The following is a 20,410-nucleotide window of genomic DNA, read 5'->3' as shown; positions in this document are numbered from 1 at the left end:
AGGATGCGTAGCGCCGCGCTCGCGCCGCGCCTTGGCAATTGCCAGTAGTATTTGCGCTCTCAGGGCAGCACGCCGGCCAGGCGCGCGGCCACAGGCCAGACAGAGGAGGAAAAAACATGGACAGCGGAGCAGCCGCACAATACGACGTGGCCGACATCATGCGCGGCATCTATGGGGACGGGATCATCGCCTGCCGCGGCGCCTTCAGCCGCGAGCTGATCGGCGAACTGCGCGCCGACATCGACCGCCTGTTCGAGGAAGCGCTGGGGCGCGAGGGCGGGGCGCTCAACCGCGGCCCGAACCGCTACTACGTCGAGGTGCATCCGGAGCGCCTGCGCTCCTTCGTGACGATCGCCGCCCACCCCTGGATCCACGCGGTGTGCAGCGCGGTGCTGGGGCCGGAGTGGCGTATCGTCGAAGTCGGCTTCGACGTGCCGGGCCCGGGCGCCATGCACCAGCCCTGGCACCGCGATTTCGCCTCGCCGCCGGAAACCGTGCAGGGCCGGCGCCTCAGTTCGCTCGCCTTCAATCTCACCACGGTCGACGTGACCGAGGACATGGGACCGTTCGAGATCGCGCCCGGCACCCAGTGGGACCTGTACCAGGGCGACCCGATGTTCCCGGACAAGTCCCTGTACCCGCGCTACGAGGCGCTGGCCCAGCGCAAGCTGCCGAAGGTAGGCGACATCTCGGCGCGCTCCGCGCTGACCATCCACCGCGGCACCGCCAACCGTTCGAACCTGTCGCGCCCGGTGCTGGTGGTGGGCGCCGACGCGCCGGACGCCACCAACGCCATCAAGCACGACCTGCAGATGTCGCGCGCCTATTACGACAGCCTGCCGGACGGGGTGCGCCGCCACCTGAACTGCCGCGTGGTCGACCAGCTCGAGCCGATCTACCAGGCGCATACGATCGAGGGCCTGAAGATGGGCGTGACGATGGGGGGCTGAAGCGGGGACGGGCCGCCCGCGGCGGCCCAGGAGATTACGCTTTGTCCGGCACGCCCTGCGAGGGCACCGGGGTCTTGAGCGCGTCCGGCACGGCGTCGGCGATGCCGTTCTCGGGCAGTTGGCCGACGTGGCGCGCTTCGTCGGAATGCTGGTCGAGGCTCACTTCTTCGGCTACGTCGAAGCGGCCGTCCTCGGCGCCTTCTTCACCGGGAAGCAGGTTCTCGGAACGCTGGTCCTGGCCGCCGCCGGCGATCGGGTTGTCGTTTGGCTTGGCCGGGTTCTGTCCTGGCTGGGTGGGTGGGGCCATGCTGTCCTCCTGTTGACGGTTTATCATGGCCCATTATCGCGCCGCCCTCCGGCGGCGGGCGCACGCTAGTCGCGCCGGTCCTTGGGCGGCAGGTTCTTCTCCACGATCGCCCACACGATCAGCCCGTAGGCCAGCACCCGGATCAGGTAGTGCGCGGGCGAATCCTCGCCCGCCTCGTTCAGTACCGCCGAATACACGCGGTGCAGGCCTTCGATGAAGAAGGACAGGGCGAAATACAGGAAGAAGCGGTCGCCGGTATTGCGCCAGAAGCGCAGGAAGAACAGGGCGATGGTGAGCGAAGCCATCGAGATCGCGCCATACATCATCTGGATCATCGCTTCACTCCTTCTCGTAGATCAGGCCGTAGAGCAGCAGCAGGCAGGCGACCAAGGCGCTGATCACCCGCAGCGGCATGAAATCGACATTCGGGAACACGATCTTGTCGAAAATCAGGAACAGATTGTTGAACGTCATCACTGCAAAGCACAGCCCGCTCCAGAACAGGAGGCGGTAGCGCGTCCGCCGGTAGCTGGCAAAGAGCAGCCAGGTACAGGCCAGCGAGGTCAGCATGCACAAGGTATAGATGAGTTCGCCCATTTAATGTTCCTTACGCAGGCGGAAGGCGTCGGCGAACTGCTGCGCCTTCCGGTCCAGTGTGGAGTGGATCAGGTTGGTGATGTCGACCAGGTGGCGCGAGTACAGCTCGGCCAGGTTGTCGACGCGTTCGCGCAGGGCCTCGCTCGCCGGGGCGTAGCAATACTGTTGCGCCTGTGGCGCAGGGCAGGGCGCGGCCATGCCGGCCCGGCACAGCTCGTCGAGGAGGCCCTGGGCCGTGCGTTCGCTGGTATACAGGCGGCCGGCGAGCATCTCCCCAGTCCATTCCTGGCCGGGATTTGCACGCAGCAGCAGCAGCGCTTCGAGGAAGGGCACGGAGGGTACGCTCGTCAAGATGAAACGGCGCAAGTCCTCTGGGATCGGCGGACGATTCATTCGCTTCGGGTGAAATTTCCCAAAAGGAATCTTTTGTTGAGAAAGGCAAAAGTCTAACGTATTCTTGCCGGAAACGCATTTCCAATCGTGCGCATGCATTTTTGCGGTTGTGTTTGACGGCCCTCAAGGTCGCTCGGCTACAATGCGCCCTATCGATAGTTTTGATTAGCTCAACATGTTCCAAGCCTTGCTGGCCCGTCTTGCGCGCCTGTCCTTTGCAGGTGCGCTGCTGGCCGCCGGCGCCGTCCAGGCCGCCGGTTGTCCTTCCCACTACCTGGATGGCCGCGCGCCGGAAATCCGCAACCCGAAGCTGGGCGCCGCCACCCGCGAACTCTGTTACAGCGAATTCGGCGTGATGCATTCGGGCGTGACCCGCACCGCGCTGTGGTCGGCCGAACACCTGGCGCCGAGCCAGCTGGAGGCCGCCGAAGGCCTGGACCGCGACAACGCCTTCCATCCCGAGCCGCGCCTGCCGCGCGGCCAGCGCGCCGAACTGTCCGACTATGCCCGCAGCGGCTTCGACCGCGGCCACCTGGCGCCCAACGGCGACATGCCGGACCGGCGCGCCCAGCGCGAGAGCTTCTCGCTGGCGAACATGGTGCCGCAGGACCGCGAGCACAACCGCCACATCTGGGCGCCGATCGAAGGCGCGGTGCGCAAGATGGCCAAGCGCGAAGGCTCGCTGTACGTGATCACCGGCCCGGCCTTCCTCGGCAGCAGCCTGCAAAAGGTCGGCAACGTACTCGTGCCCACCCACCTGTACAAGGTGGTGTACAGTCCCCGCCAGAAGGCGGCCGCCGCCTGGTTCGTCGAGAACCGCGGCGACGCGCCGATCCAGGTGATCCCGGTGGCGGAGCTCGAACGCATCGTCGGCATCGAACTGCTGCCCTCCCTGAGCCGGCAGCAAAAGGAGCGCATGCTCGCGCTGCCGAAGATCCGCCAGGGCAAGAGCCGCGACCGGAACCGCTACTGACCGGAGAAGCCATGAGCAGGAAAAAAAGTTTTACCCCCTACGCCAACGAAGCCGACGTGCTAGAGATCGGCAATCTGATGCTGGAAAACCGTCTCGACCGCATCACCATCTCGGGCGACCTCGACCTGACCGCCGACCAGGCCGGCCTGGAAGCGGCGCGCCGCCTGCACGCGCAGCTGGGCGAAATCGTCACCGCCCTCGAGGCGCGCGAGCTGCCGGAACAGCTGCCGCCGCCCGCCGTCAAGACGGTCGACAATCCCTTCTCCTGACCCTGCCGCCCCGGCCGGCATGCCGCCCGTCAAGGGTGTGCGCTGCCGGCGATGTTTGGAGTACGCTGGTCCGCTCTCGCATTTGCGATACCGAGGAGGCGGCAGATGTCCAGCAATTCCCACGAATCCATAGGCCAGGACGGTCTGCGGATCCCCGTGATCGAGGAGCAGCTCGCAGTCGGCACCCGCGTGGTCGACACCGGCCGCGGCGTGCGCATCCATAAAACCGTTACCGAACAGCCGGTCACCATCGACGAGCGCCTCATGCGCGACGAGATGGAGGTCCGGCGGGTGGCGGTCGACCGTGTGGTGGACGCCGGCGAAACGCCGGCGCCACGCTACGAGGGCGACACCCTGGTCGTCCCCGTGCTCGAGGAAGTGCTGGTGGTGGAACGCCGCCTGCGCATCAAGGAAGAGCTGCACATCACCCGCATCCAGCGCGAGGAGAGCTACCACGACACCGTCCCGCTCAAGGCCGAGCGGGTCGAGGTCGAGCGCTTCGACGACGCCGGCGCGCCACCTTCACCCTGACTCAACCCCTGTTTCCGGAGGTCTTACCATGCAACACACGCTTGTAGCTGTCTTCGACAACCGTACCGACGCCCAGAATGCCCTCAACGAACTGCTGTCCTCGGGCTTTTCCAGCACTGACGCGCGCCTCTCCGGCAGCGACGCCGGCAGCGCCACGTCGGCATCGTCCGGCGCCGATGACGACCTTGGCATCGGCGGTGGCATCAAGAGCTTCTTCAGCAACCTGTTCGGCACCGACAACAGCGATCACGCCAACCGCTACGAAGGCGCCGTGACCCGCGGCCAGCACGTGCTGACCGTGACCGCGGACTCCTTGCCGGAAGTCGAGCGCGCGGCCGACCTGATCGAGCGCTACGGCCCGACCGACATCGACGAGCATTCCGACGGGGTCGGCAGCATGGGCGCTGGCGCGCTGCTCGCCGGTAGCGGCAGCGGCATGAGCTCGTCCTCGATGTCGTCCCAGTCGTCCGGCCTGCAGTCCGACACGCTGCAGTCCGGCTCCCAGCAGGGGCTCGCCGGCGGCGCCTCGCTGCAGCGCGATACCCAGATGCAGACGGGTGCGACCGGCGCCAACATCGCCGCCACCCAGTCGATCCCGGTGGTGGAAGAGCAGCTGAAGGTCGGCAAGCGCGAAGTGCAGCGCGGCGGCGTGCGCATCTATTCGCGCATCGTCGAGACGCCGGTCAATGAAAGCATCGGCCTGCGCGAAGAGCATGTGGACGTGCAGCGCCGCGTGGTCGACCAGCCGATCAGCCCGGCCGACGCCACCGCCTTCAAGGAGCAGACCATCGAGATGCGCGAAACCGCCGAGGAAGCCGTGGTCGAGAAATCGGCCCGCATCGTCGAGGAAGTCACCCTCGGCAAGCAGGTCAATGAACGCCAGGAGCAGATCACTGACACCGTGCGCCACACCGAAGTGGACGTGCAGCGCGTGGGCGGCACCATGGCGCAATCCGACCTGCGCGACGACGACAGCTATTTCCGCAACCACTTCACCAGCAACTACGGCAGCTCGGGTGCTTCCTATGACGACTATGCGCCGGCCTACAGCTACGGCTCGCAGATGGCCAGCAGCGGCCGCTACAGCGGACGCCAGTGGGACGATGTCGAATCCGACCTGCGTACCGACTGGGAATCGCGTGGCGGCGCCGGCGGCGCCTCGACCTGGGAAAAGATGAAGGCGGCGGTGCGCCATGGCTGGGACCGGATGACCGGCGACACGGGCAGCAACCGGACTTACTGATCGCAGAAGCGGCTCAAAACGGCGCCTCCGGGCGCCGTTTTTACATCGCTCCCACTGTCCGGTCAGCCGCGCGCGGGTACTGCCGGGTTTGGAGTAATCTGGTCCCGTGCACATGCGCGCCCCGGGTGCCATGAGCCGTCGCGACCTCGCCCCATTCGCCAGAGCGGGCCGGGGTCGGACTGTTCCGCTGCACCCCGCGCGTGCTTCGACATTCACCCCTTACGGAGGAACGACCATGCAACATACTCTTGTAGCCGTGTTCGACAACCGGACCGACGCACAGAATGCGATGAACGAGCTGATGTCCTCGGGCTTCTCGCGCGACGAGGTCAAGCTTTCCAACGCCGACCCGACCGGCATGACGGACAGTGTCACCGGACAGCCGTCCACCAGCCATGATTCCAGCTCCGACACGCTGGCCGACGGCACCGGCCTGGGCATCGGCGCTAGCATCAAGCACTTCTTCACCGACCTGTTCGGCGCAGACAACAGCCCCCATGTCAGCAAATATGAAGGCGCCGTCACCCGCGGCCACCACGTGCTGACCGTGCGCGCCGATTCGCTGCCGGAAGTCGAGCGCGCCGCCGACATCGTCGAGCGCTACGGCCCGACCGATATCGACGAGCAGGCATCCGGCCCGGGCGCCGACATGGGCACCTTGGGCGCCTCGGGTGGTCTGTCCGAATCGATGCGCATGAGCGGCGCCGGCGGCATGCAGCAGTCGTCGCAGATGTCGGCGCAGTCCGATACCGGCTCCAGCCAGGGCGGCATGACTGCCACCGGCGCGGCGATCTCGTCCACCGGCGTCGGCGCCAGCATGGGCGCGGGATCGGGCCCGAACGCGATCCAGCAGCTCGACAATCCGGGCGACCGCAAGCTGTTCCAGCAGCAGTCGCTCAACCAGGCCGAGCCGATGGGCACGACCTACCAGGAGCCGCAGGGCAAGAGTGGCCTGACCGCAACCGGCGGCACCTCGCTTCAGGCCTCCACCCTGCAGGAAAACTCGGTGCAGGCGTCCGCACTCGAAGGCACCCAGAGCGACCGCAGCCTGCACAGCTCGGGCATCCAGGGCGGCACCCTGCAAGGCTCCTCGCTGGACGGCTCGGCCATGCAGGGCACCAGCGGTTCGATGCAGCGCGACACGGCCATGGGTTCCGGCAGCACCGGCTACAACGAAACCCAGCGCGGCAAGTCGCGCATCTATTCGCGTTCGCAGGATGCCGGCGCGGGCGGCGGCAGCGGCCTGGCTATCGGCAGCAATTTCTTCGGCGACGATGACGACGCCTACCGCAACCACTTCCTCGCCAACTACAGCGGCGACGATTACGATCGCGTCAAGCCTGCCTACGCCTATGGCTCGGAAATGGCACGTAGCGACAAGTACCGCGGCCGCAAGTGGGACGAAGTCGAGAACGACCTGCGCAGCGACTGGAGCACCCGCAATGGCGGCAGCGCCGCCGGCGATACCTGGGACCGCATAAAGGCCGCCGTCCAACGCGGCTGGGATCGCATGACCATGGACCGCGACGACGACACCTATTACCGCAGCCATTACGATACCAACCTGAGCAACTCCGGCATGGACTACGACAGCGTCAAGCCGGCGTATTCCTATGGTTCCGAGATGCGCAAGAGCGAGATGTACCGCAACCGGCCGTGGGACGATATCGAAGGCGACCTGGCGCGCGGCTGGGATTCCCGCGTCACCGGCACCACCGGCACCACGGGCATGTCGACCTCGAGTACCACCGGCACCGGCGCAGGCGCAGCCGTCAGCGGCGCCTGGGACAAGATGAAAACCGCCGTCCGTCATGGCTGGGATCGCATGACCGATGACGAGGACGACGACCGCGAGTACCGCAGCCACTGGAACGCCACCTACAGCACCGCCACCGGCGCCGGCAGCTACGACGACTACAAGCCGGCCTACAGCTACGGTTCCGAGATGGCGCGCAACGAGAAATACCGTGGCCGCCAGTGGGGCGAGGTCGAGAACGACCTGCGCACCGACTGGGATTCGCGCTACGGCAGCGGTGACCAGTCGACCTGGGAGAAGATGAAGTCGGCCGTGCGCCACGGCTGGGATCGCATGACTTCCTGATCCACACGCTGTAAAAAAGAATCGGCGCCTGCGTGGCGCCGATTTTATTTCCACATCTATCGAAGCGTCATGGGCAGCCGGAAGTCTTACGCAGCCTCGCTCAGCGGCAGGCTGATGCGGTTGCGTCCCATGTGCTTGGCCCGGTACAGGGCGGCGTCGGCGGTCGCGACCAGCTGGCTGGCGTTGTTGTCGGGCCCGGCAAGGGCGGTGGCGGCGCCGATCGACACCGTCACATGGCGGGTCGGCGCGGTGGAGGGCAGCTGCAGCGCCTCGACCCGGCAGCGGATGCGCTCGGCGACGATGGCCGCGCCCTTGAGCGACTGGTTGGGCAGGATCACGGCGAACTCCTCGCCGCCGTAACGCGCCACCAGGTCATTGGCCCGCATCTCGCTGGCGACGGCGCGGGCGATGCGCTTCAGGCATTCGTCGCCGCCGAGGTGGCCGTTGGCGTCGTTGTAGGCCTTGAAGTTGTCGACGTCGACCATCAGGAGCGACAGCGGCTGCTGCTGGCGCAGGGCGCGCGCCCATTCCGCGTGCAGGGTGTCGTCGAAACAGCGCCGGTTGGCGAGGCCCGTCAGCCCGTCGCGGGTAGCCAATTGCTCGAGCGCCACCTGCGCCATCTTCTCGTCGGTCAGGTCGCGCAAGGTCTCGACCACGGCCGCCAGCGCGCCGTCGGCCCCGAAGATCGGGCTGGCGTCGGCAGCCAGGTAGCGCCGGCGCCCGGCGCGCGGCATGTCGAACCAGCTCTCCAGGCACAGGCTGTTGGGGGCGCTCTCGTTGGCGCAGCGCGGCAGGATGCGGCGTACGTCCTCGCTGCGGTTCTGCAGCACCAGGTCGGCCAGGGTAGGGCGGCGGTGGTCATAAAAGCTGCGCCAGTGCTCGCTCGTGCCCAGCACCTCGTGGGCCGGCACGCCGGTGAGCAGTTCGCAGGCACGGTTCCAGATCATTACCCGGCCGTCCGTGTCCAGTACGAACACGGGGATCGACAGGGACGCCACCAGCTGACCGACGAAGGCCCCGTCTTTCACGAGTGTGGTCGGGGCGGGCGGGGTGCTGGGGCTTGCTGGACTGATCATGGTCTTCCTCTGCGGTTCCGGTCGTCGATTAACTGCCAACAGGAAACGATTCTGCTACCGCGAAGGTGCAACCTTATTGATTTGCAGCAAGACTCCAGCGCAAGCCAGTGGCGCGCCCGCCACGCAGGCGAGGAGCTGCTAGGCTGGCGCCGGCGTTCGGTACAGGGGCAGCGTCGCGCACAACACCGTCCCGCCGCGCCGTCCAGGGGCCAGGGTCAGCGTGCCGCCATAGGCTTCGGTACGCTCGCGCATGCCGTCCACGCCGTAGCCGGCGCTGCTCCGCCGCGGTGGGAGCGGACCGATGCCGTCGTCCTCGACCGTCAGCACCGCCTCGCCGGCGGCTTCGAGCAGGCTCACGCAGACCGTGGTGGCCTGGGCGTGGCGCGCCACGTTCGACAGCGATTCCTGCAGTACGCGAAACAGCACGGCGTCCCGCTCGCCGTCGCGCTCGGTGTCAGGCGCCGGGTCCTGGCTGGCGTCGAAGCGGTAGTCGAGCCCGTGCAGGCGGGCGAAGTCGGCCAGGTGGCGCTCCGCCGCCTGGCGCAGGCTCTGGCCGGCCGTGATCGGCCGCAGGCCGCCGACGATCGCGCGCACGGCGCGGATTGCGCCATCAAGGCTGGCGATCGCCGTGCTCAGCCTGTCGTGGGCGCCGGGGGAGGTGCCGCGCAGCGCGGCCTGCTGCAGGGCCAGCTCGGCCCGCAGCGACAGCAACCGGTGGCCCAGCTCGTCGTGCAGGTCGCGCGCGATCCGGCTGCGCTCGGCTTCGCGCACGCTTTCCTGCTGCCGTACCAGCCGGCACAGCACTTCGTGGCTCCCGGCCAAGGCATGTTCGGATTCGGCATGGGCGCCGCGTGCGGCCTGCAGCTGGCGCTCGAGCACGTTGCCACGCTCCAGCGCCGCCTGCGAGCGGCGTCCAAGCAGCAGGGCCAGCGCAAGGGCCGCCAGCGTGACCAGGGCGGCGCCGGCCAGTTCCGGCGCGGCGCTCGGCTGCGGCAGTGGAAAGGGCAGTGCCGCGGCGGCCGGCGCGGAGACGGCCATCGCGGCAAATGCTGATAAACATATTAGGAATGATGTGGGCTTGTTCATGGCGTCCTTCTTACGAGCATTCGGAACATTCCGTATGAAGGTACACCTTATTCCGACAGGAAATGTTGCTCATCCTCAATGCATACGAGACAGCGGGTGCGAGGCGGCGGCCATACCACCGGCCGGGCGGCGCGGGGTATAATGGAAGGTTGACGAGAGGCTTACCGTGACTTACAGCATCAAAGAGATCTTCTACACCCTGCAGGGCGAAGGCGCCCATGCCGGGCGCCCGGCCGTGTTCTGCCGCTTTTCCGGCTGCAACCTGTGGACCGGCCGCGAGGCCGACCGCGCCACCGCGGTCTGCCAGTTCTGCGACACCGATTTCGTCGGCACCGACGGCGAGCGCGGCGGCAAGGTCCGCGATCCGGATGCGCTGGCTGCCGAGATCGACGGCCTGTGGCCGGAGCTTCATCCTGCCAGCAAGTACGTGGTGTTCACCGGCGGCGAGCCGCTGCTGCAGCTGGACCGCCCGCTGATCGACGCGATGCATGCGCGCGGCTTCACGATCGCGATCGAGACCAACGGCACGCTGCCGGTGCCGGAAGGCGTGGACTGGGTCTGCGTCAGCCCGAAGATGGGATCGACGCTGGTGGTCGGGAAGGGCAACGAGATCAAGGTCGTCATCCCGCAGCTCGGGCAAGACCTCGCTGCCTACGAGCAGCTCGACTTCGAGAACTTCTACGTGCAGCCGATGGACGGCCCGCTCGCCGCGCACAACACGCGCCTGGCGATCGAGACCTGCCGCCGCAATCCCAAGTGGAAGCTCAGCCTCCAGACCCACAAACTCCTCCAGATTCCTTAAGAGATTTACAAGATCGCCCCCGCAATGTTGACCATTACCCGCAAGCTGGAATTCGATGCCGGCCACCGAATTCCCGACCACAAGAGCCAGTGCCGCAACCTGCACGGCCACCGCTACACCCTCGAGATCACCCTGACCGGCGACGTGATCGACGTTGAAGGAAATTCCGACAACGGCATGATCATGGACTTCTCGGACGTCAAGACGCTGGCGAAGGAACACCTGGTCGACGTGTGGGACCATGCCTTCCTCGTGTATGAAAAGGATGACAAGGTGCGCGAGTTCCTGGCCTCGCTGCCCGGCCACAAGACCGTGGTGATCGACTGTATCCCGACGGTCGAGAACCTGGCGCGCGTCGCCTTCAACATCCTGAAATCGGTGTTCACCGACCGCTTCGGCACCGGCCTGCGCCTGCACAAGCTGGTCCTGCACGAGACCCCGAACTGCTGGGCCGAAGTCACCGATGCACGATAAGTACATGGGGCTGGCCCTGGAACAGGCGCGCCTGGCCTGGGCCGAGGGCGAGGTGCCGGTGGGCGCGGTGGTGGTCAAGGATGGCGAAGTGATCGCCACCGGCTACAACCAGCCGATCGGCCGCCACGACCCGACCGCCCACGCCGAGATCGTCGCGCTGCGCGCCGCCGCCGACAAGCTGGGCAACTACCGGCTGCCCGGCTGCGAACTGTACGTCACGCTGGAACCCTGCATCATGTGCTCGGGGGCGATGATGCACGCGCGCCTGGCGCGCGTCGTGTACGCGGCGGTCGACCCCAAGACCGGCGCCTGCGGCTCGGTGCTCGACCTGTTCCAGGAAGGGCGCCTGAATCACCACACGGTCGTCGAAGGCGGCGTCATGGCGGAGGAGTCGAGCAGCCTGCTCAAGGCCTTCTTTGCCGAACGCCGCGCCGCCGCGCGCAAGTTGCCGACCGCTGACGAAGCGCCTGCAACGGGCGCTTGAGGCTCTGCGCGGTGCGCAGTCGAGCGTAAGATAAATCGTACGCCCGCACGAGCGCACTGCCAGGATTGAAAGTGGTATGCTGGCCGCATGCCGCTGATGCGCCGAAACGACAAGCCGCCATGCCCACGCTGAATGCCAACGGAATCCGCATCGCCTTCGATACCGCAGGCGACAGAAAGTCACCGCCCCTGCTGCTGGTGCACGGACTCGGCATGCAGCTCACCGCCTGGCCCGACGAATTCGTCGAAGGCCTCGTCGAGCTCGGTTTCTACGTGATCCGCTTCGACAACCGCGACTGCGGACTCTCCACCAAATTCGAACAGGCCGGCGTGCCCAACCTGGGCCTGGCCTGGCTCAAGTCGAAGCTCGGCTGGCCGCTGCGCGCCGCCTATCGGCTGGAAGACATGGCCGAAGACGCGATCGGCGTGCTGTCGGCCCTGGGCCTGGCGCGCGCCCACGTGGTGGGCGTCTCAATGGGCGGCATGATCGCGCAAATCCTCGCCGCCCGTTATCCGAAGCGTATCCTGAGCCTGACCTCGATCATGTCCAGTTCCTGTCGGCGCGGCCTGCCCGGCCCGGCGCGCAAGCTGGGCAAGCTGCTGTCCAGCCGTCCTGCCGACCCCGGCAACATCGACAGCATCATCGAACACGGCGTCGGCATCCTGCGCGCGATCGGCAGCCCGTCCTATCCGACGCCGGACAAGCAGCTGCACAAGCGGGTGGCCCGCTCGATACGCCGCAGCTACTGCCCGGGAGGCATGGCGCGCCAGATGATGGCGATCGCGGCCTCGGGCGACCGCTGCGCGCAGCTCTCGACCATCACCGCGCCCTCGCTCGTGATCCACGGCGCCGCCGACCCGCTGGTGCCGGTCGCCTGCGGCGAAGACACCGCCAGCCGCATTCCGAACGCCCGCCTCGAGATCATCGAGGGCATGGGCCACGACCTGCCGCCGCAGCTGGTCGAGCGGATTCTCGCCTTGATCGACGCCCATGCCAGGGGTAAGATGTTGCCAGACTCAACACCCCGGCTCTTCGTCAAACAGTGATCACCCAACAACTCGGCATCGCCGTCGTGGCCCCGGCCGGCCAGGCGCTCGACCCGTGCGCGGTCGACCGCGGCATCGCCCGCCTCGAGCAGCACGGCTGTCTCGTCCATAACTACTACGACCACAGCGCCATCCACGAACGCTTCGGCGGCACCGACGAAGGCCGCCTGGCGCAGCTGCGCGCCGCCATCGAGGATCCGAACGTACAGATCATCATGGCCCTGCGCGGCGGCTACGGCGCCACGCGCCTGCTGCCGCACATCGATTTCGAGGCGATCGCCGTCAGCGGCAAGCTGTTCGTGGGCTTTTCCGACATCACCGCCATCCACATGGGCCTGATGGCCCGTACCGGGGCGCTCAGCTATGCGGGGCCGATGATCGCGGGCGACTTCGGTTGCAGGGAGCCGGTGCAGTTCACGCTGGACAACTTCTGGCAGTGCCTGGCGGGCCCGACCCACACCATTACCGAGTGCGTGCGCGGCAATCCCTGCATCGAAGAAGCCGGCACCGTCTGGGGCGGCAACCTGGCCATGATCGTGTCGCTGCTGGGCACGCCGTACTTCCCGCGGATCGACGGCGGCATCCTGTACCTGGAAGACATCGCCGAGCACCCGTACCGGGTCGAGCGCATGTTGCTGCAGCTGGACCAGGCCGGCGTGCTGGCGCGCCAGCGCGCCATCGTCCTGGGCGACTTCTCCGGCTACAAACTGGCGCCGAACGACAATGGCTACGATTTCGACACCATGCTGGCCCACCTGCGCGCCACGCTGCCGGTGCCGATCCTCACGGGCCTGAGTTTCGGCCATATCCCGCGCCGGGTGACGATTCCCTTTGGCGCGCAGGGCAGGCTGGTCTCGCATGAAGAAGGCTTCACGCTCAGCCTGTCGGATTATCCAACGCTGCGCAGCGTCCCAAGCTACAGCTGAGCCCAGTACGACACCCCTGGACGGCGCGCGCAAGTGCGCCGTCTGTATTTCTGCCCCCTGGTGTCGCCCTGCGGGCCCCGCGATGGTAAAATCGCGGGTTATCCGGCAACTTCGTTGCTAACTTCGCTTTCAAAGGTTTCCTAGTGCTATCTACTGCCAATATCACCATGCAATTCGGCGCCAAGCCGCTGTTCGAGAACATCTCCGTCAAGTTCGGTGAAGGCAACCGTTACGGCCTGATCGGCGCGAACGGTTGCGGCAAGTCGACTTTCATGAAGATCCTCGGCGGCGACCTGGAACCGTCGGCCGGCAACGTCAGCCTCGACCCGGGCGAGCGCCTGGGCAAGCTGCGCCAGGACCAGTTCGCGTACGAAGACGTGCGCGTGCTGGACGTCGTCATGATGGGCCACACCGAGCTGTGGAACGCCATCTCCGAGCGTGACGCGATCTACGCGAACCCGGAAGCGACCGACGAAGACTACATGAAAGCGGCCGAGCTCGAAGGCAAGGTCGCCGAATACGACGGCTACTCGGCCGAAGCGCGCGCCGGCGAACTGCTGCTGGGCCTGGACATCGCCAGCGACCTGCACCAGGGCCCGATGAGCGCCGTTGCGCCGGGCTGGAAGCTGCGCGTGCTGCTGGCCCAGGCCCTGTTCTCGAATCCCGACATCCTGCTGCTCGACGAACCGACCAACAACCTGGACATCAACACGATCCGCTGGCTGGAGGACATCCTCAACCAGCGCAATTCGACGATGATCATCATCTCGCACGATCGTCACTTCCTGAACCAGGTCTGCACCCACGTGGCCGACATGGACTACGGCACCCTGAAGGTCTACCCGGGCAACTACGACGACTACATGCTGGCCTCGACCCAGGCGCGCAACCAGCAGCTGGCCAACAACGCCAAGGCGAAGGAAAAGGTCGCCGAACTGCAGGACTTCGTGCGCCGCTTCTCGGCCAACAAGTCCAAGGCGCGCCAGGCGACTTCGCGCGCCAAGCAGATCGACAAGATCAAGATCGAGGAATTCAAGCCGTCTTCGCGCGCCTATCCGTTCGTGCGCTTCGAAGGCGAGAAGAAGCTGCACCGCCTGGCCGTGGAAACCGAGGGCCTGTCGAAAGCCTACGACCGCCAGCTGTTCAAGAACTTCTCGATCATGGTCGAGGCGGGCGAGCGCATCGCGATCATCGGCGCCAACGGTGCCGGTAAAACCACGCTGCTGCGCTGCATCGGCGGCCAGGAGATTACCGGTCTCGCGGCCGACCAGGGCCGCGTGAAGTGGGCCGAGAACGCCAACGTCGGCTACATGCCGCAGGATCCGACCGAGGAATTCGCCGGCGGCGAAAACCTCACCGACTGGATGGGCCAGTGGACGCAGGAAGGCGACGACGACCAGGCCGTGCGCTCGATCCTGGGCCGCCTGCTGTTCGGCGGCGACGAAGTCAAGAAGTCGGTCAAGGTGCTGTCCGGTGGCGAGAAGGGCCGCATGATGTACGGTAAGCTGATGCTGGGCCGTCACAACGTGCTGCTGCTCGACGAACCGACCAATCACATGGACATGGAATCGATCGAGTCGCTCAACATCGCGCTCGACAAGTACGCCGGCACCATGATCTTCGTGTCGCACGACCGCGAGTTCGTGTCCTCGCTGGCCACCCGCATTCTCGAGGTCCGCGAGAACGAAGTCGTCGACTTCCGCGGCAGCTATGAAGAGTACCTGACCAGCCAGGGTATCGATTAATTTGTAGGGTGGGCGGGTCTCCCGCCCACGCGGTGATCGCTCAAGGCTCCGCTCCCGTGCCGGATGAACTTGATGCTACGTATCACCGCGTGGGGTGCATTGGTCCAGTGGACCAACGCACGAGCCGCCCACCCCACAGGAGACTAGCTGAATGAACGCACCAGTCAAAATATACGAATACGACCACCCGCAGGTGGGCGAGTCCTGCAGCATCAACCCGGCGACCGCCGAAGCCTGGGCGCGCGTGCCCGCGGTCCCGAGCGCCGCCGAGAAGGCGGAGCTGAAGGAACGCATCAAGCGCCTCCTCAAGGAGCGCAATGCGGTGCTGGTTGCCCACTACTACGTGGACGCCGAGCTGCAGGACCTGGCCGAGGAAACCGGCGGCTGCGTGTCCGATTCGCTCGAGATGGCGCGCTTCGGCCGCGACCACCCGGCTTCGACCCTGGTGGTCGCCGGCGTGCGCTTCATGGGCGAATCGGCCAAGATCCTGAGCCCGGAAAAGACGATCCTGATGCCGGACCTGGACGCGACCTGCTCGCTCGACCTGGGCTGCCCGGCCGACGAATTCGCCGCCTTCTGCGACCAGCATCCGGACCGCACCGTGGTGGTCTACGCGAATACCTCCGCCGCAGTGAAGGCGCGCGCCGACTGGATGGTGACCTCGTCGATCGGCCTGGACATCGTCAAGCACCTGCACGAGCAGGGCAAGAAGATCCTGTGGGCGCCCGATCGCCACCTGGGTTCCTACATCCAGAAGCAGACCGGCGCCGACATGCTGCTGTGGCAGGGTTCCTGCCTGGTGCACGATGAATTCAAGGGCGTCGAACTGGACCTGCTGAAGGCCGAATACCCGGACGCCAAGGTGCTGGTGCACCCGGAGTCGCCTAGCTCGGTCGTAGCCCAGGCCGACGTGGTCGGCTCGACCACCCAGCTGATCAACGCCGCCGTCAACCTGCCGGCGGATACCTTCATCGTCGCCACCGACAACGGCATCCTGCACAAGATGCGCGCCGCCGCGCCGGGCAAGCGCTTCATCGAAGCGCCGACCGCCGGCAACAGCGCCACCTGCAAGAGCTGCGCCCACTGCCCGTGGATGGCCATGAACGGCCTGAAGAACCTGGCCGAAGTGCTCGAGAACGGCGCGAATGAAGTGCACGTCGATCCGGAAATCGGCCGCCAGGCCAAGCGCGCGATCGACCGCATGCTCGATTTCGCCGCCGCCAAGAAGGCGCAAGCCCTGCCGAGCGGTGCGCTCGAGCAGAATGCGACACTGTTCAATGGAGTAGGTCCCGCATGACGACACTGCGCAATCCGCACGACCAATTCGACGAGAAGCTGCAGTCGGCTTACGAGGCCAATATCCTGGCCGCGCTGCTGGAAGACGTCGGCACCGGCGACCTGACCGGCATGCTGGTGCCGAACGATACCCGCGTCCAGGCGCGCGTGATCGTGCGCGAACAGGCCGTGCTGTGTGGAGCGCCCTGGTTCGAAGGCGTGATGCTGGCAATCGACCCGGATACCGAGATCGATTGGCAATACGCCGAGGGCGAGCTGATGGCGGCCGACTCGACCGTCTGCACCATCGAAGCCAACCCGCGCTCGCTGCTCACCGCCGAGCGCGCGGCGCTGAATTTCATGCAGCTGCTGTCCGGTGTGGCCACCGCCACCCGCAAGTACGTCGACGTGATTGCCGGCACGAAGGCGGCGATCCTCGACACCCGCAAGACCCTGCCGGGCCTGCGCCTGGCCCAGAAGTACGCGGTGCGCGTCGGTGGCGGCAAGAACCAGCGCATGGCGCTGTATGACGGCATCCTGATCAAGGAAAACCACATCGCCGCGGCGGGCGGCGTGAGCAAGGCCCTGGCTGCGGCCGAAGCGCTCGGCTCGGGCGCGCCGGTGCAGATCGAAGTCGAGACCATCGCCCAGCTGGAAGAAGCGCTGGCAGCGGGCGTGAAGTCGGTCCTGCTGGACAACTTCGACCTTGGCATGATGACCGAGGCCGTGCGCGTGAACGCAGGCCGGGCGCTGCTCGAAGCCTCGGGCGGCATCAACATGCAGACCGTGCGCGCGATCGCCGAGACCGGCGTGGACCGCATCTCGATCGGCAGCCTGACCAAGGACGTGCGCGCGACCGACTACTCCCTGCGCATCGTGGGGGCGCCATGATGGACTGGAGCAGACTGCGCATTTCGACCGGCGCCCGCATCCTGTGGCTGGCCCTTGGCCTGCTGCTGGGCGGCCCGACTTTGGTGAACGGCATCCAGACCGGCAGCACCGCCGACCTGTGCTTCGGCATCGGCATGCTGCTGGTGGGCGTGCGCGGCTTCCTGCGGCCCGTCATGTTCGGCAAAGCCGTGCGCATGGAGATGGATCCGCGCACGTCGCAGGTGTCGATCGGCTCGCCGATGCTGCATGGCGGCCTGTCGCTGGTGATCTTCGCCGCGCTGACGGCAGGGATCGTCATCAAGTACGTCATCAAGGGCTGACTCGCCCCGCTTACACCCCGCTCTCGCTGGCCCGTGCCAGCGCCTCCGCTTCCGGTGTGCGCACGTGCACCGGCTCTCCCACGCGCGCCGCGATCCCGTCGATAGCCTCCAGGACCTCGTCCGGATGCGCATAGTGGGTCATGTGCCCCACGCCCGGCTCCAGTCGCAGCTGGCTGTCCGGCAAGCGCTCATGCAGGCGTTCGGAGTTGTGGCCGCAGTCGACGATCTTGTCCTGCGTGCCCGCCACGATCGCCACCGGCACCTTCAGCTCCGGATAGCGCTTGGCCAGCGACATCGCTGCCGGCACCATGAGCGCACTCTCCGCAGCGCTCGCACGCAGCTGTTTCGGCCGCAGCGCCATCCAGACCGGGAAGCGATTGAAACGTTCGGACACCGGCATGGGCGCGAACACGCGCTTGGTCGCGCCGGGCCACAGGAGGCGCCCCGCCAGGGGCGAGACCGTGTAGCGCAGCAGGTCGCCGATCACGGGAAGCGCGGGTGGCGCGAGCGCTGCGACGTCCATGCGCACACTCGGATAGTAGTAACCGGACAGCAGTACCAAGCCGCGCACGGCGCTCGGCGCCTGCAGGCCCATCGCCAAGGCCACCATGGTGCCCCAGGAGTGGCCAAGCACGATGGCGGATTCCACGCCCAGCTGTTCCAGTGCGCGCTGCAGCAGGGCCGCCTGCCTGTCCGGCGTCCAGACCGTCGTGCGCGGACGGTCGCTGTAGCCGAAGCCCGGGCGGTCGAAGGCGATCACGCGGTAGTGCTTCGCAGCCGCTTCGATCAGGCCGCTCGTTTCGAAATCTTTCGAATAGACGCCGTTGCCGTGCAGGAGTACCAGCACCGGACCGGCGCCGCGCTCCAGGTAGTGCAGGCGAACGCCGTCAATGTCGACAAACTTGCCCTGCGGCGGGTTCTCCTGTTCCGCCCGCCGCGTTTTGGCGCGAACGTAAAAGAACGAGGCGGCCAGGCCAATGCCGGCCAGGATTGCGGTAGTACGGTAGCGCTTGGTCACAAAATCCCCCTGTGGTCGAGTAGTGGATGTGACTCCTCCGGCTCCTCCGCGTGGAGCAGGTCGGCGACGCGCGGCAGCAGCCGCTCGGCCGACTCTTCTATTTTGAGTGCGATCAGGTGGTCGGCGCGGGTCAACCCGAGGTTGACGGCCGCGATCGGCTTGCCCGCTTCCTGGGCCATACGGCAGAAGCGAAAACCCGAATACACCATCAGCGACGATCCGACCACCAACAGCGCATCCGCCGCCTCCATCTGCGCCAGGGCGCAGGCGGTCCGCGCCGGCGGGATGCCGTCGCCGAAGAATACGACATCCGGCGCCAGGGCGCCGCCACAATGGACGCAGAAGGGCACATGGAAATCCTCGATCGCATCCGGTTCGATCGCGGCATCGCCGTCGGGCAGCGGCGTGGCCAGCACGTTCGCCAGCTCGGGATTGGCCTCGTTCAGCAGGGTTTGCACGAAAGCGCGGGGAAACTGCGCCTTGCAGTGCATGCAGACCACGCTGTGGACGTTGCCGTGCAATTCGAGTACGGCAAGACTGCCGGCCTGCTGGTGCAGCCCGTCGACGTTCTGGGTCAGCAGGTACTTGATGCGGCCGTGTTTTTCCAGCCGCGAGAGGGCGCGGTGCCCATGGTTCGGCCGCGCCTGGGCCATGATCGGCCACCCGATCATGCTGCGCGCCCAGTAGCGGCGCTGGATCTCGGGCGAGCGCCGGAATTCCGGCCCCTGGATCGGTGTGCGGCCGCGGCGGGTGCCGTCGCGGTCGCGGTAATCGGGAATGCCCGATGCGGTGGACAGGCCTGCGCCTGTCAGCACGAGAGCGCGCGGATACCGTTCCAGGAATTCCGCCAGCGCCTCGGCCTGGTCTTGAACGGTGAAGCCTTCAGCCATGTTGCATACCTCCATTGGCTGGGATCGTAACATCCCGGCCGGAGGGCTTCTCACACCTTTCCGGCCTGAATTTCGGCTTGAACGTCAGCGCGCCGAGACGGCGATGCCCCCGACGATCATGCCGAAGGCAAGCACATGGTAGAGATGCGGCGCCTCGCCCAGGAAGGCCGACGACAGCAGTGCCGTGAAAAGCGGCGTGAGGTTGATGAAGAAGGCGCCGATACTGGGTCCGGCGCGCTGCACGCCGGCGCCCCAGCAGCGCATGGCCAGGATGGCCGGGCCGATCGCCACGTACAGCAAGGCTGCCGCGAGCGGCCAGCTCCAGGCGATGTGCACCTCGCGCAGCGCCCATTCGCCGCCCGCCAACGCGGCCGACCACAGCACCCCGTAGCCGACCTGGGCCAGCAGGAACGCGGCCCAGTCGGCGCGCAAACCAGGAACATCCTTCTGCTGCATCAGCATCCAGCTGTAGAAGGACCAGGCGATGGTCGCCAGGATCATGTACAGGTCGCCCGTCACCAGGCGCAGCTGCAGCAAGCCATGGATGTCGCCCCGGCACAGCACCACCAGTACCCCCAGGATCGACAGCACCGCCCCCACGATCTGCTTGCGCTTGACCGGGACGCCATAGAACAGGCGCCCGACCAGCAGCATCCACACCGGCACGCCCGAGGCGACCAGGGTGACGTTGATCGGGGTGGAGCTCTGCAGGGCCAGGTATTGCAGCGAATTGTAGAGTCCCACGCCCAGCAGCCCGAGCATGGCGTAGCGGCGCCAGTTGGCCAGCACGCCGCTGCCCTCCCTGAACGCCGCACGCCCGAGCGGCACCAGCACCAGCAGCGCGATCGACCAGCGGATCAGGTTCAGGGTCATCGGCGGCACGGCGTCGCGCACCAGGCGCCCGACGATGGCGTTACCGGCCCACAGCACGGGCGGCACGGTCAGGAGCAGGATGGTGGAAGGTATGAGGGCAGGGCGGTTCATGAGGCATCCGACCCGCTCGCGCGGGCCGG

The 20,410-nt window shown here is 66.6% G+C and carries 24 protein-coding genes; 15 read left to right on the top strand and 9 right to left on the bottom strand.

The features are described 5' to 3' along the window. Positions 1-116: 116 nt before the first annotated feature. Positions 117-950: a phytanoyl-CoA dioxygenase family protein gene (locus LK542_RS08485; RefSeq protein ID WP_227811560.1), complete on the top strand. Its 834-nt coding sequence runs from the start codon at positions 117-119 to the stop codon at positions 948-950. A 34-nt stretch (positions 951-984) separates the two neighbouring features. Here the strand turns inward: LK542_RS08485 and LK542_RS08480 are convergent, their stop codons facing one another. The 4 genes from LK542_RS08480 to LK542_RS08465 all read right to left on the bottom strand — a co-directional run bounded on the left by LK542_RS08480 (position 985) and on the right by LK542_RS08465 (position 2,205). Continuing rightward, complete coding sequence (locus LK542_RS08480) at positions 985-1,257, bottom strand: hypothetical protein (RefSeq protein ID WP_227811559.1); 273 nt, start codon at positions 1,255-1,257, stop codon at positions 985-987. Between the two features lie 65 nt (positions 1,258-1,322). Then, entirely contained in the window at positions 1,323-1,592 is a 270-nt protein-coding gene (locus LK542_RS08475; protein WP_227811558.1) for a DUF5985 family protein, read from the bottom strand. A gap of 4 nt (positions 1,593-1,596) precedes the next feature. Continuing rightward, positions 1,597-1,854: a DUF5985 family protein gene (locus tag LK542_RS08470; RefSeq protein ID WP_027864053.1), complete on the bottom strand. Its 258-nt coding sequence runs from the start codon at positions 1,852-1,854 to the stop codon at positions 1,597-1,599. Then, on the bottom strand, positions 1,855-2,205 hold the full coding sequence (locus tag LK542_RS08465) for a hypothetical protein (protein WP_227811557.1): 351 nt from the start codon (positions 2,203-2,205) through the stop codon (positions 1,855-1,857). Between the two features lie 217 nt (positions 2,206-2,422). On the opposite strand from LK542_RS08465, the gene LK542_RS08460 reads away from it, so the two are divergent. The 5 genes from LK542_RS08460 to LK542_RS08440 all read left to right on the top strand — a co-directional run bounded on the left by LK542_RS08460 (position 2,423) and on the right by LK542_RS08440 (position 7,364). After that, positions 2,423-3,220: a DNA/RNA non-specific endonuclease gene (locus LK542_RS08460; RefSeq protein ID WP_227811556.1), complete on the top strand. Its 798-nt coding sequence runs from the start codon at positions 2,423-2,425 to the stop codon at positions 3,218-3,220. Positions 3,221-3,231: 11 nt separating this feature from the next. Then, positions 3,232-3,489, top strand: coding sequence for a hypothetical protein (locus LK542_RS08455; protein ID WP_227811555.1), 258 nt, complete (start codon positions 3,232-3,234; stop codon positions 3,487-3,489). Positions 3,490-3,594: 105 nt separating this feature from the next. Beyond that, the gene (locus LK542_RS08450; RefSeq protein ID WP_227811554.1) at positions 3,595-4,020 is read left to right on the top strand and encodes a DUF2382 domain-containing protein; all 426 of its coding nucleotides are present in this window, start codon (positions 3,595-3,597) and stop codon (positions 4,018-4,020) included. 28 nt (positions 4,021-4,048) lie between these two features. Then, positions 4,049-5,263: a YsnF/AvaK domain-containing protein gene (locus tag LK542_RS08445; RefSeq protein WP_227811553.1), complete on the top strand. Its 1,215-nt coding sequence runs from the start codon at positions 4,049-4,051 to the stop codon at positions 5,261-5,263. Positions 5,264-5,498: 235 nt separating this feature from the next. Beyond that, positions 5,499-7,364, top strand: coding sequence for a hypothetical protein (locus LK542_RS08440; RefSeq protein ID WP_227811552.1), 1,866 nt, complete (start codon positions 5,499-5,501; stop codon positions 7,362-7,364). Positions 7,365-7,450: 86 nt separating this feature from the next. On the opposite strand, the gene LK542_RS08435 is transcribed toward LK542_RS08440, so the two are convergent. Further along, positions 7,451-8,440: a diguanylate cyclase gene (locus LK542_RS08435; RefSeq protein ID WP_227802955.1), complete on the bottom strand. Its 990-nt coding sequence runs from the start codon at positions 8,438-8,440 to the stop codon at positions 7,451-7,453. A gap of 138 nt (positions 8,441-8,578) precedes the next feature. Then, complete coding sequence (locus tag LK542_RS08430) at positions 8,579-9,478, bottom strand: sensor histidine kinase (protein WP_227811551.1); 900 nt, start codon at positions 9,476-9,478, stop codon at positions 8,579-8,581. A 214-nt stretch (positions 9,479-9,692) separates the two neighbouring features. On the opposite strand from LK542_RS08430, the gene queE reads away from it, so the two are divergent. From queE to LK542_RS08385, 9 genes are all read left to right on the top strand, one after another. Further along, positions 9,693-10,328 carry a 7-carboxy-7-deazaguanine synthase gene (gene queE / locus LK542_RS08425; protein ID WP_227811550.1) on the top strand — a complete coding sequence of 212 codons (636 nt, stop codon included), beginning with the start codon at positions 9,693-9,695 and terminating at the stop codon, positions 10,326-10,328. A gap of 24 nt (positions 10,329-10,352) precedes the next feature. After that, positions 10,353-10,802, top strand: a complete 450-nt coding sequence (gene queD / locus LK542_RS08420; RefSeq protein WP_227811549.1) for a 6-carboxytetrahydropterin synthase QueD — start codon at positions 10,353-10,355, stop codon at positions 10,800-10,802. Continuing rightward, positions 10,792-11,286: a tRNA adenosine(34) deaminase TadA gene (gene tadA, locus LK542_RS08415; protein ID WP_227811548.1), complete on the top strand. Its 495-nt coding sequence runs from the start codon at positions 10,792-10,794 to the stop codon at positions 11,284-11,286. The genes queD and tadA overlap by 11 nt, the downstream gene beginning before the upstream one ends. 119 nt (positions 11,287-11,405) lie before the next feature. Beyond that, positions 11,406-12,332 (top strand): alpha/beta fold hydrolase, encoded by a 927-nt coding sequence (locus LK542_RS08410; protein WP_227811547.1) that lies wholly within the window; start codon positions 11,406-11,408, stop codon positions 12,330-12,332. Then, a complete protein-coding gene (gene ldcA, locus LK542_RS08405) occupies positions 12,329-13,258 on the top strand; it encodes a muramoyltetrapeptide carboxypeptidase (protein WP_227811546.1) in 930 nt (309 codons plus the stop codon). Before LK542_RS08410 ends, ldcA begins: the two co-directional genes overlap by 4 nt. A gap of 143 nt (positions 13,259-13,401) precedes the next feature. Then, positions 13,402-15,003 carry an ABC-F family ATPase gene (locus LK542_RS08400; RefSeq protein ID WP_227802962.1) on the top strand — a complete coding sequence of 534 codons (1,602 nt, stop codon included), beginning with the start codon at positions 13,402-13,404 and terminating at the stop codon, positions 15,001-15,003. Between the two features lie 151 nt (positions 15,004-15,154). Next, entirely contained in the window at positions 15,155-16,300 is a 1,146-nt protein-coding gene (gene nadA / locus LK542_RS08395; RefSeq protein ID WP_227811545.1) for a quinolinate synthase NadA, read from the top strand. Next, positions 16,297-17,169 (top strand): carboxylating nicotinate-nucleotide diphosphorylase, encoded by an 873-nt coding sequence (gene nadC / locus LK542_RS08390; protein ID WP_227811544.1) that lies wholly within the window; start codon positions 16,297-16,299, stop codon positions 17,167-17,169. The genes nadA and nadC overlap by 4 nt, the downstream gene beginning before the upstream one ends. Beyond that, positions 17,166-17,489, top strand: a complete 324-nt coding sequence (locus LK542_RS08385; RefSeq protein WP_227811543.1) for a hypothetical protein — start codon at positions 17,166-17,168, stop codon at positions 17,487-17,489. The genes nadC and LK542_RS08385 overlap by 4 nt, the downstream gene beginning before the upstream one ends. Positions 17,490-17,499: 10 nt before the next feature. On the opposite strand, the gene LK542_RS08380 is transcribed toward LK542_RS08385, so the two are convergent. From LK542_RS08380 to LK542_RS08370, 3 genes are all read right to left on the bottom strand, one after another. Beyond that, on the bottom strand, positions 17,500-18,507 hold the full coding sequence (locus LK542_RS08380; RefSeq protein ID WP_227811542.1) for an alpha/beta fold hydrolase: 1,008 nt from the start codon (positions 18,505-18,507) through the stop codon (positions 17,500-17,502). Beyond that, positions 18,504-19,397 (bottom strand): NAD-dependent protein deacetylase, encoded by an 894-nt coding sequence (locus LK542_RS08375; RefSeq protein WP_227802967.1) that lies wholly within the window; start codon positions 19,395-19,397, stop codon positions 18,504-18,506. Before LK542_RS08375 ends, LK542_RS08380 begins: the two co-directional genes overlap by 4 nt. Before the next feature lie 84 nt (positions 19,398-19,481). Beyond that, positions 19,482-20,381: a DMT family transporter gene (locus LK542_RS08370; protein ID WP_227811541.1), complete on the bottom strand. Its 900-nt coding sequence runs from the start codon at positions 20,379-20,381 to the stop codon at positions 19,482-19,484. Positions 20,382-20,410 lie beyond the last annotated feature (29 nt).

Origin of the sequence: Massilia sp. IC2-477, assembly GCF_020707265.1 — a bacterium.
Taxonomy (GTDB): Bacteria; Pseudomonadota; Gammaproteobacteria; order Burkholderiales; family Burkholderiaceae_D; genus Telluria.
This window is presented reverse-complemented; position numbering and strand designations above follow the sequence as displayed.

Excerpts from the sequence above, each read along its gene's own strand:
- nadC (WP_227811544.1), top strand. The coding sequence starts at position 16,297 with ATGACGACACTGCGCAATCCGCACGACCAATTCGACGAGAAGCTGCAG.
- nadA (WP_227811545.1), top strand. The coding sequence starts at position 15,155 with ATGAACGCACCAGTCAAAATATACGAATACGACCACCCGCAGGTGGGC.
- LK542_RS08480 (WP_227811559.1), bottom strand. The coding sequence starts at position 1,257 with ATGGCCCCACCCACCCAGCCAGGACAGAACCCGGCCAAGCCAAACGAC.
- tadA (WP_227811548.1), top strand. The coding sequence starts at position 10,792 with ATGCACGATAAGTACATGGGGCTGGCCCTGGAACAGGCGCGCCTGGCC.
- LK542_RS08430 (WP_227811551.1), bottom strand. The coding sequence starts at position 9,478 with ATGGCCGTCTCCGCGCCGGCCGCCGCGGCACTGCCCTTTCCACTGCCG.
- LK542_RS08455 (WP_227811555.1), top strand. The coding sequence starts at position 3,232 with ATGAGCAGGAAAAAAAGTTTTACCCCCTACGCCAACGAAGCCGACGTG.
- LK542_RS08475 (WP_227811558.1), bottom strand. The coding sequence starts at position 1,592 with ATGATCCAGATGATGTATGGCGCGATCTCGATGGCTTCGCTCACCATC.
- LK542_RS08375 (WP_227802967.1), bottom strand. The coding sequence starts at position 19,397 with ATGGCTGAAGGCTTCACCGTTCAAGACCAGGCCGAGGCGCTGGCGGAA.
- LK542_RS08385 (WP_227811543.1), top strand. The coding sequence starts at position 17,166 with ATGATGGACTGGAGCAGACTGCGCATTTCGACCGGCGCCCGCATCCTG.
- LK542_RS08460 (WP_227811556.1), top strand. The coding sequence starts at position 2,423 with ATGTTCCAAGCCTTGCTGGCCCGTCTTGCGCGCCTGTCCTTTGCAGGT.
- LK542_RS08410 (WP_227811547.1), top strand. The coding sequence starts at position 11,406 with ATGCCCACGCTGAATGCCAACGGAATCCGCATCGCCTTCGATACCGCA.
- LK542_RS08440 (WP_227811552.1), top strand. The coding sequence starts at position 5,499 with ATGCAACATACTCTTGTAGCCGTGTTCGACAACCGGACCGACGCACAG.
- LK542_RS08445 (WP_227811553.1), top strand. The coding sequence starts at position 4,049 with ATGCAACACACGCTTGTAGCTGTCTTCGACAACCGTACCGACGCCCAG.
- LK542_RS08370 (WP_227811541.1), bottom strand. The coding sequence starts at position 20,381 with ATGAACCGCCCTGCCCTCATACCTTCCACCATCCTGCTCCTGACCGTG.
- queD (WP_227811549.1), top strand. The coding sequence starts at position 10,353 with ATGTTGACCATTACCCGCAAGCTGGAATTCGATGCCGGCCACCGAATT.
- LK542_RS08470 (WP_027864053.1), bottom strand. The coding sequence starts at position 1,854 with ATGGGCGAACTCATCTATACCTTGTGCATGCTGACCTCGCTGGCCTGT.
- LK542_RS08435 (WP_227802955.1), bottom strand. The coding sequence starts at position 8,440 with ATGATCAGTCCAGCAAGCCCCAGCACCCCGCCCGCCCCGACCACACTC.
- LK542_RS08485 (WP_227811560.1), top strand. The coding sequence starts at position 117 with ATGGACAGCGGAGCAGCCGCACAATACGACGTGGCCGACATCATGCGC.
- LK542_RS08450 (WP_227811554.1), top strand. The coding sequence starts at position 3,595 with ATGTCCAGCAATTCCCACGAATCCATAGGCCAGGACGGTCTGCGGATC.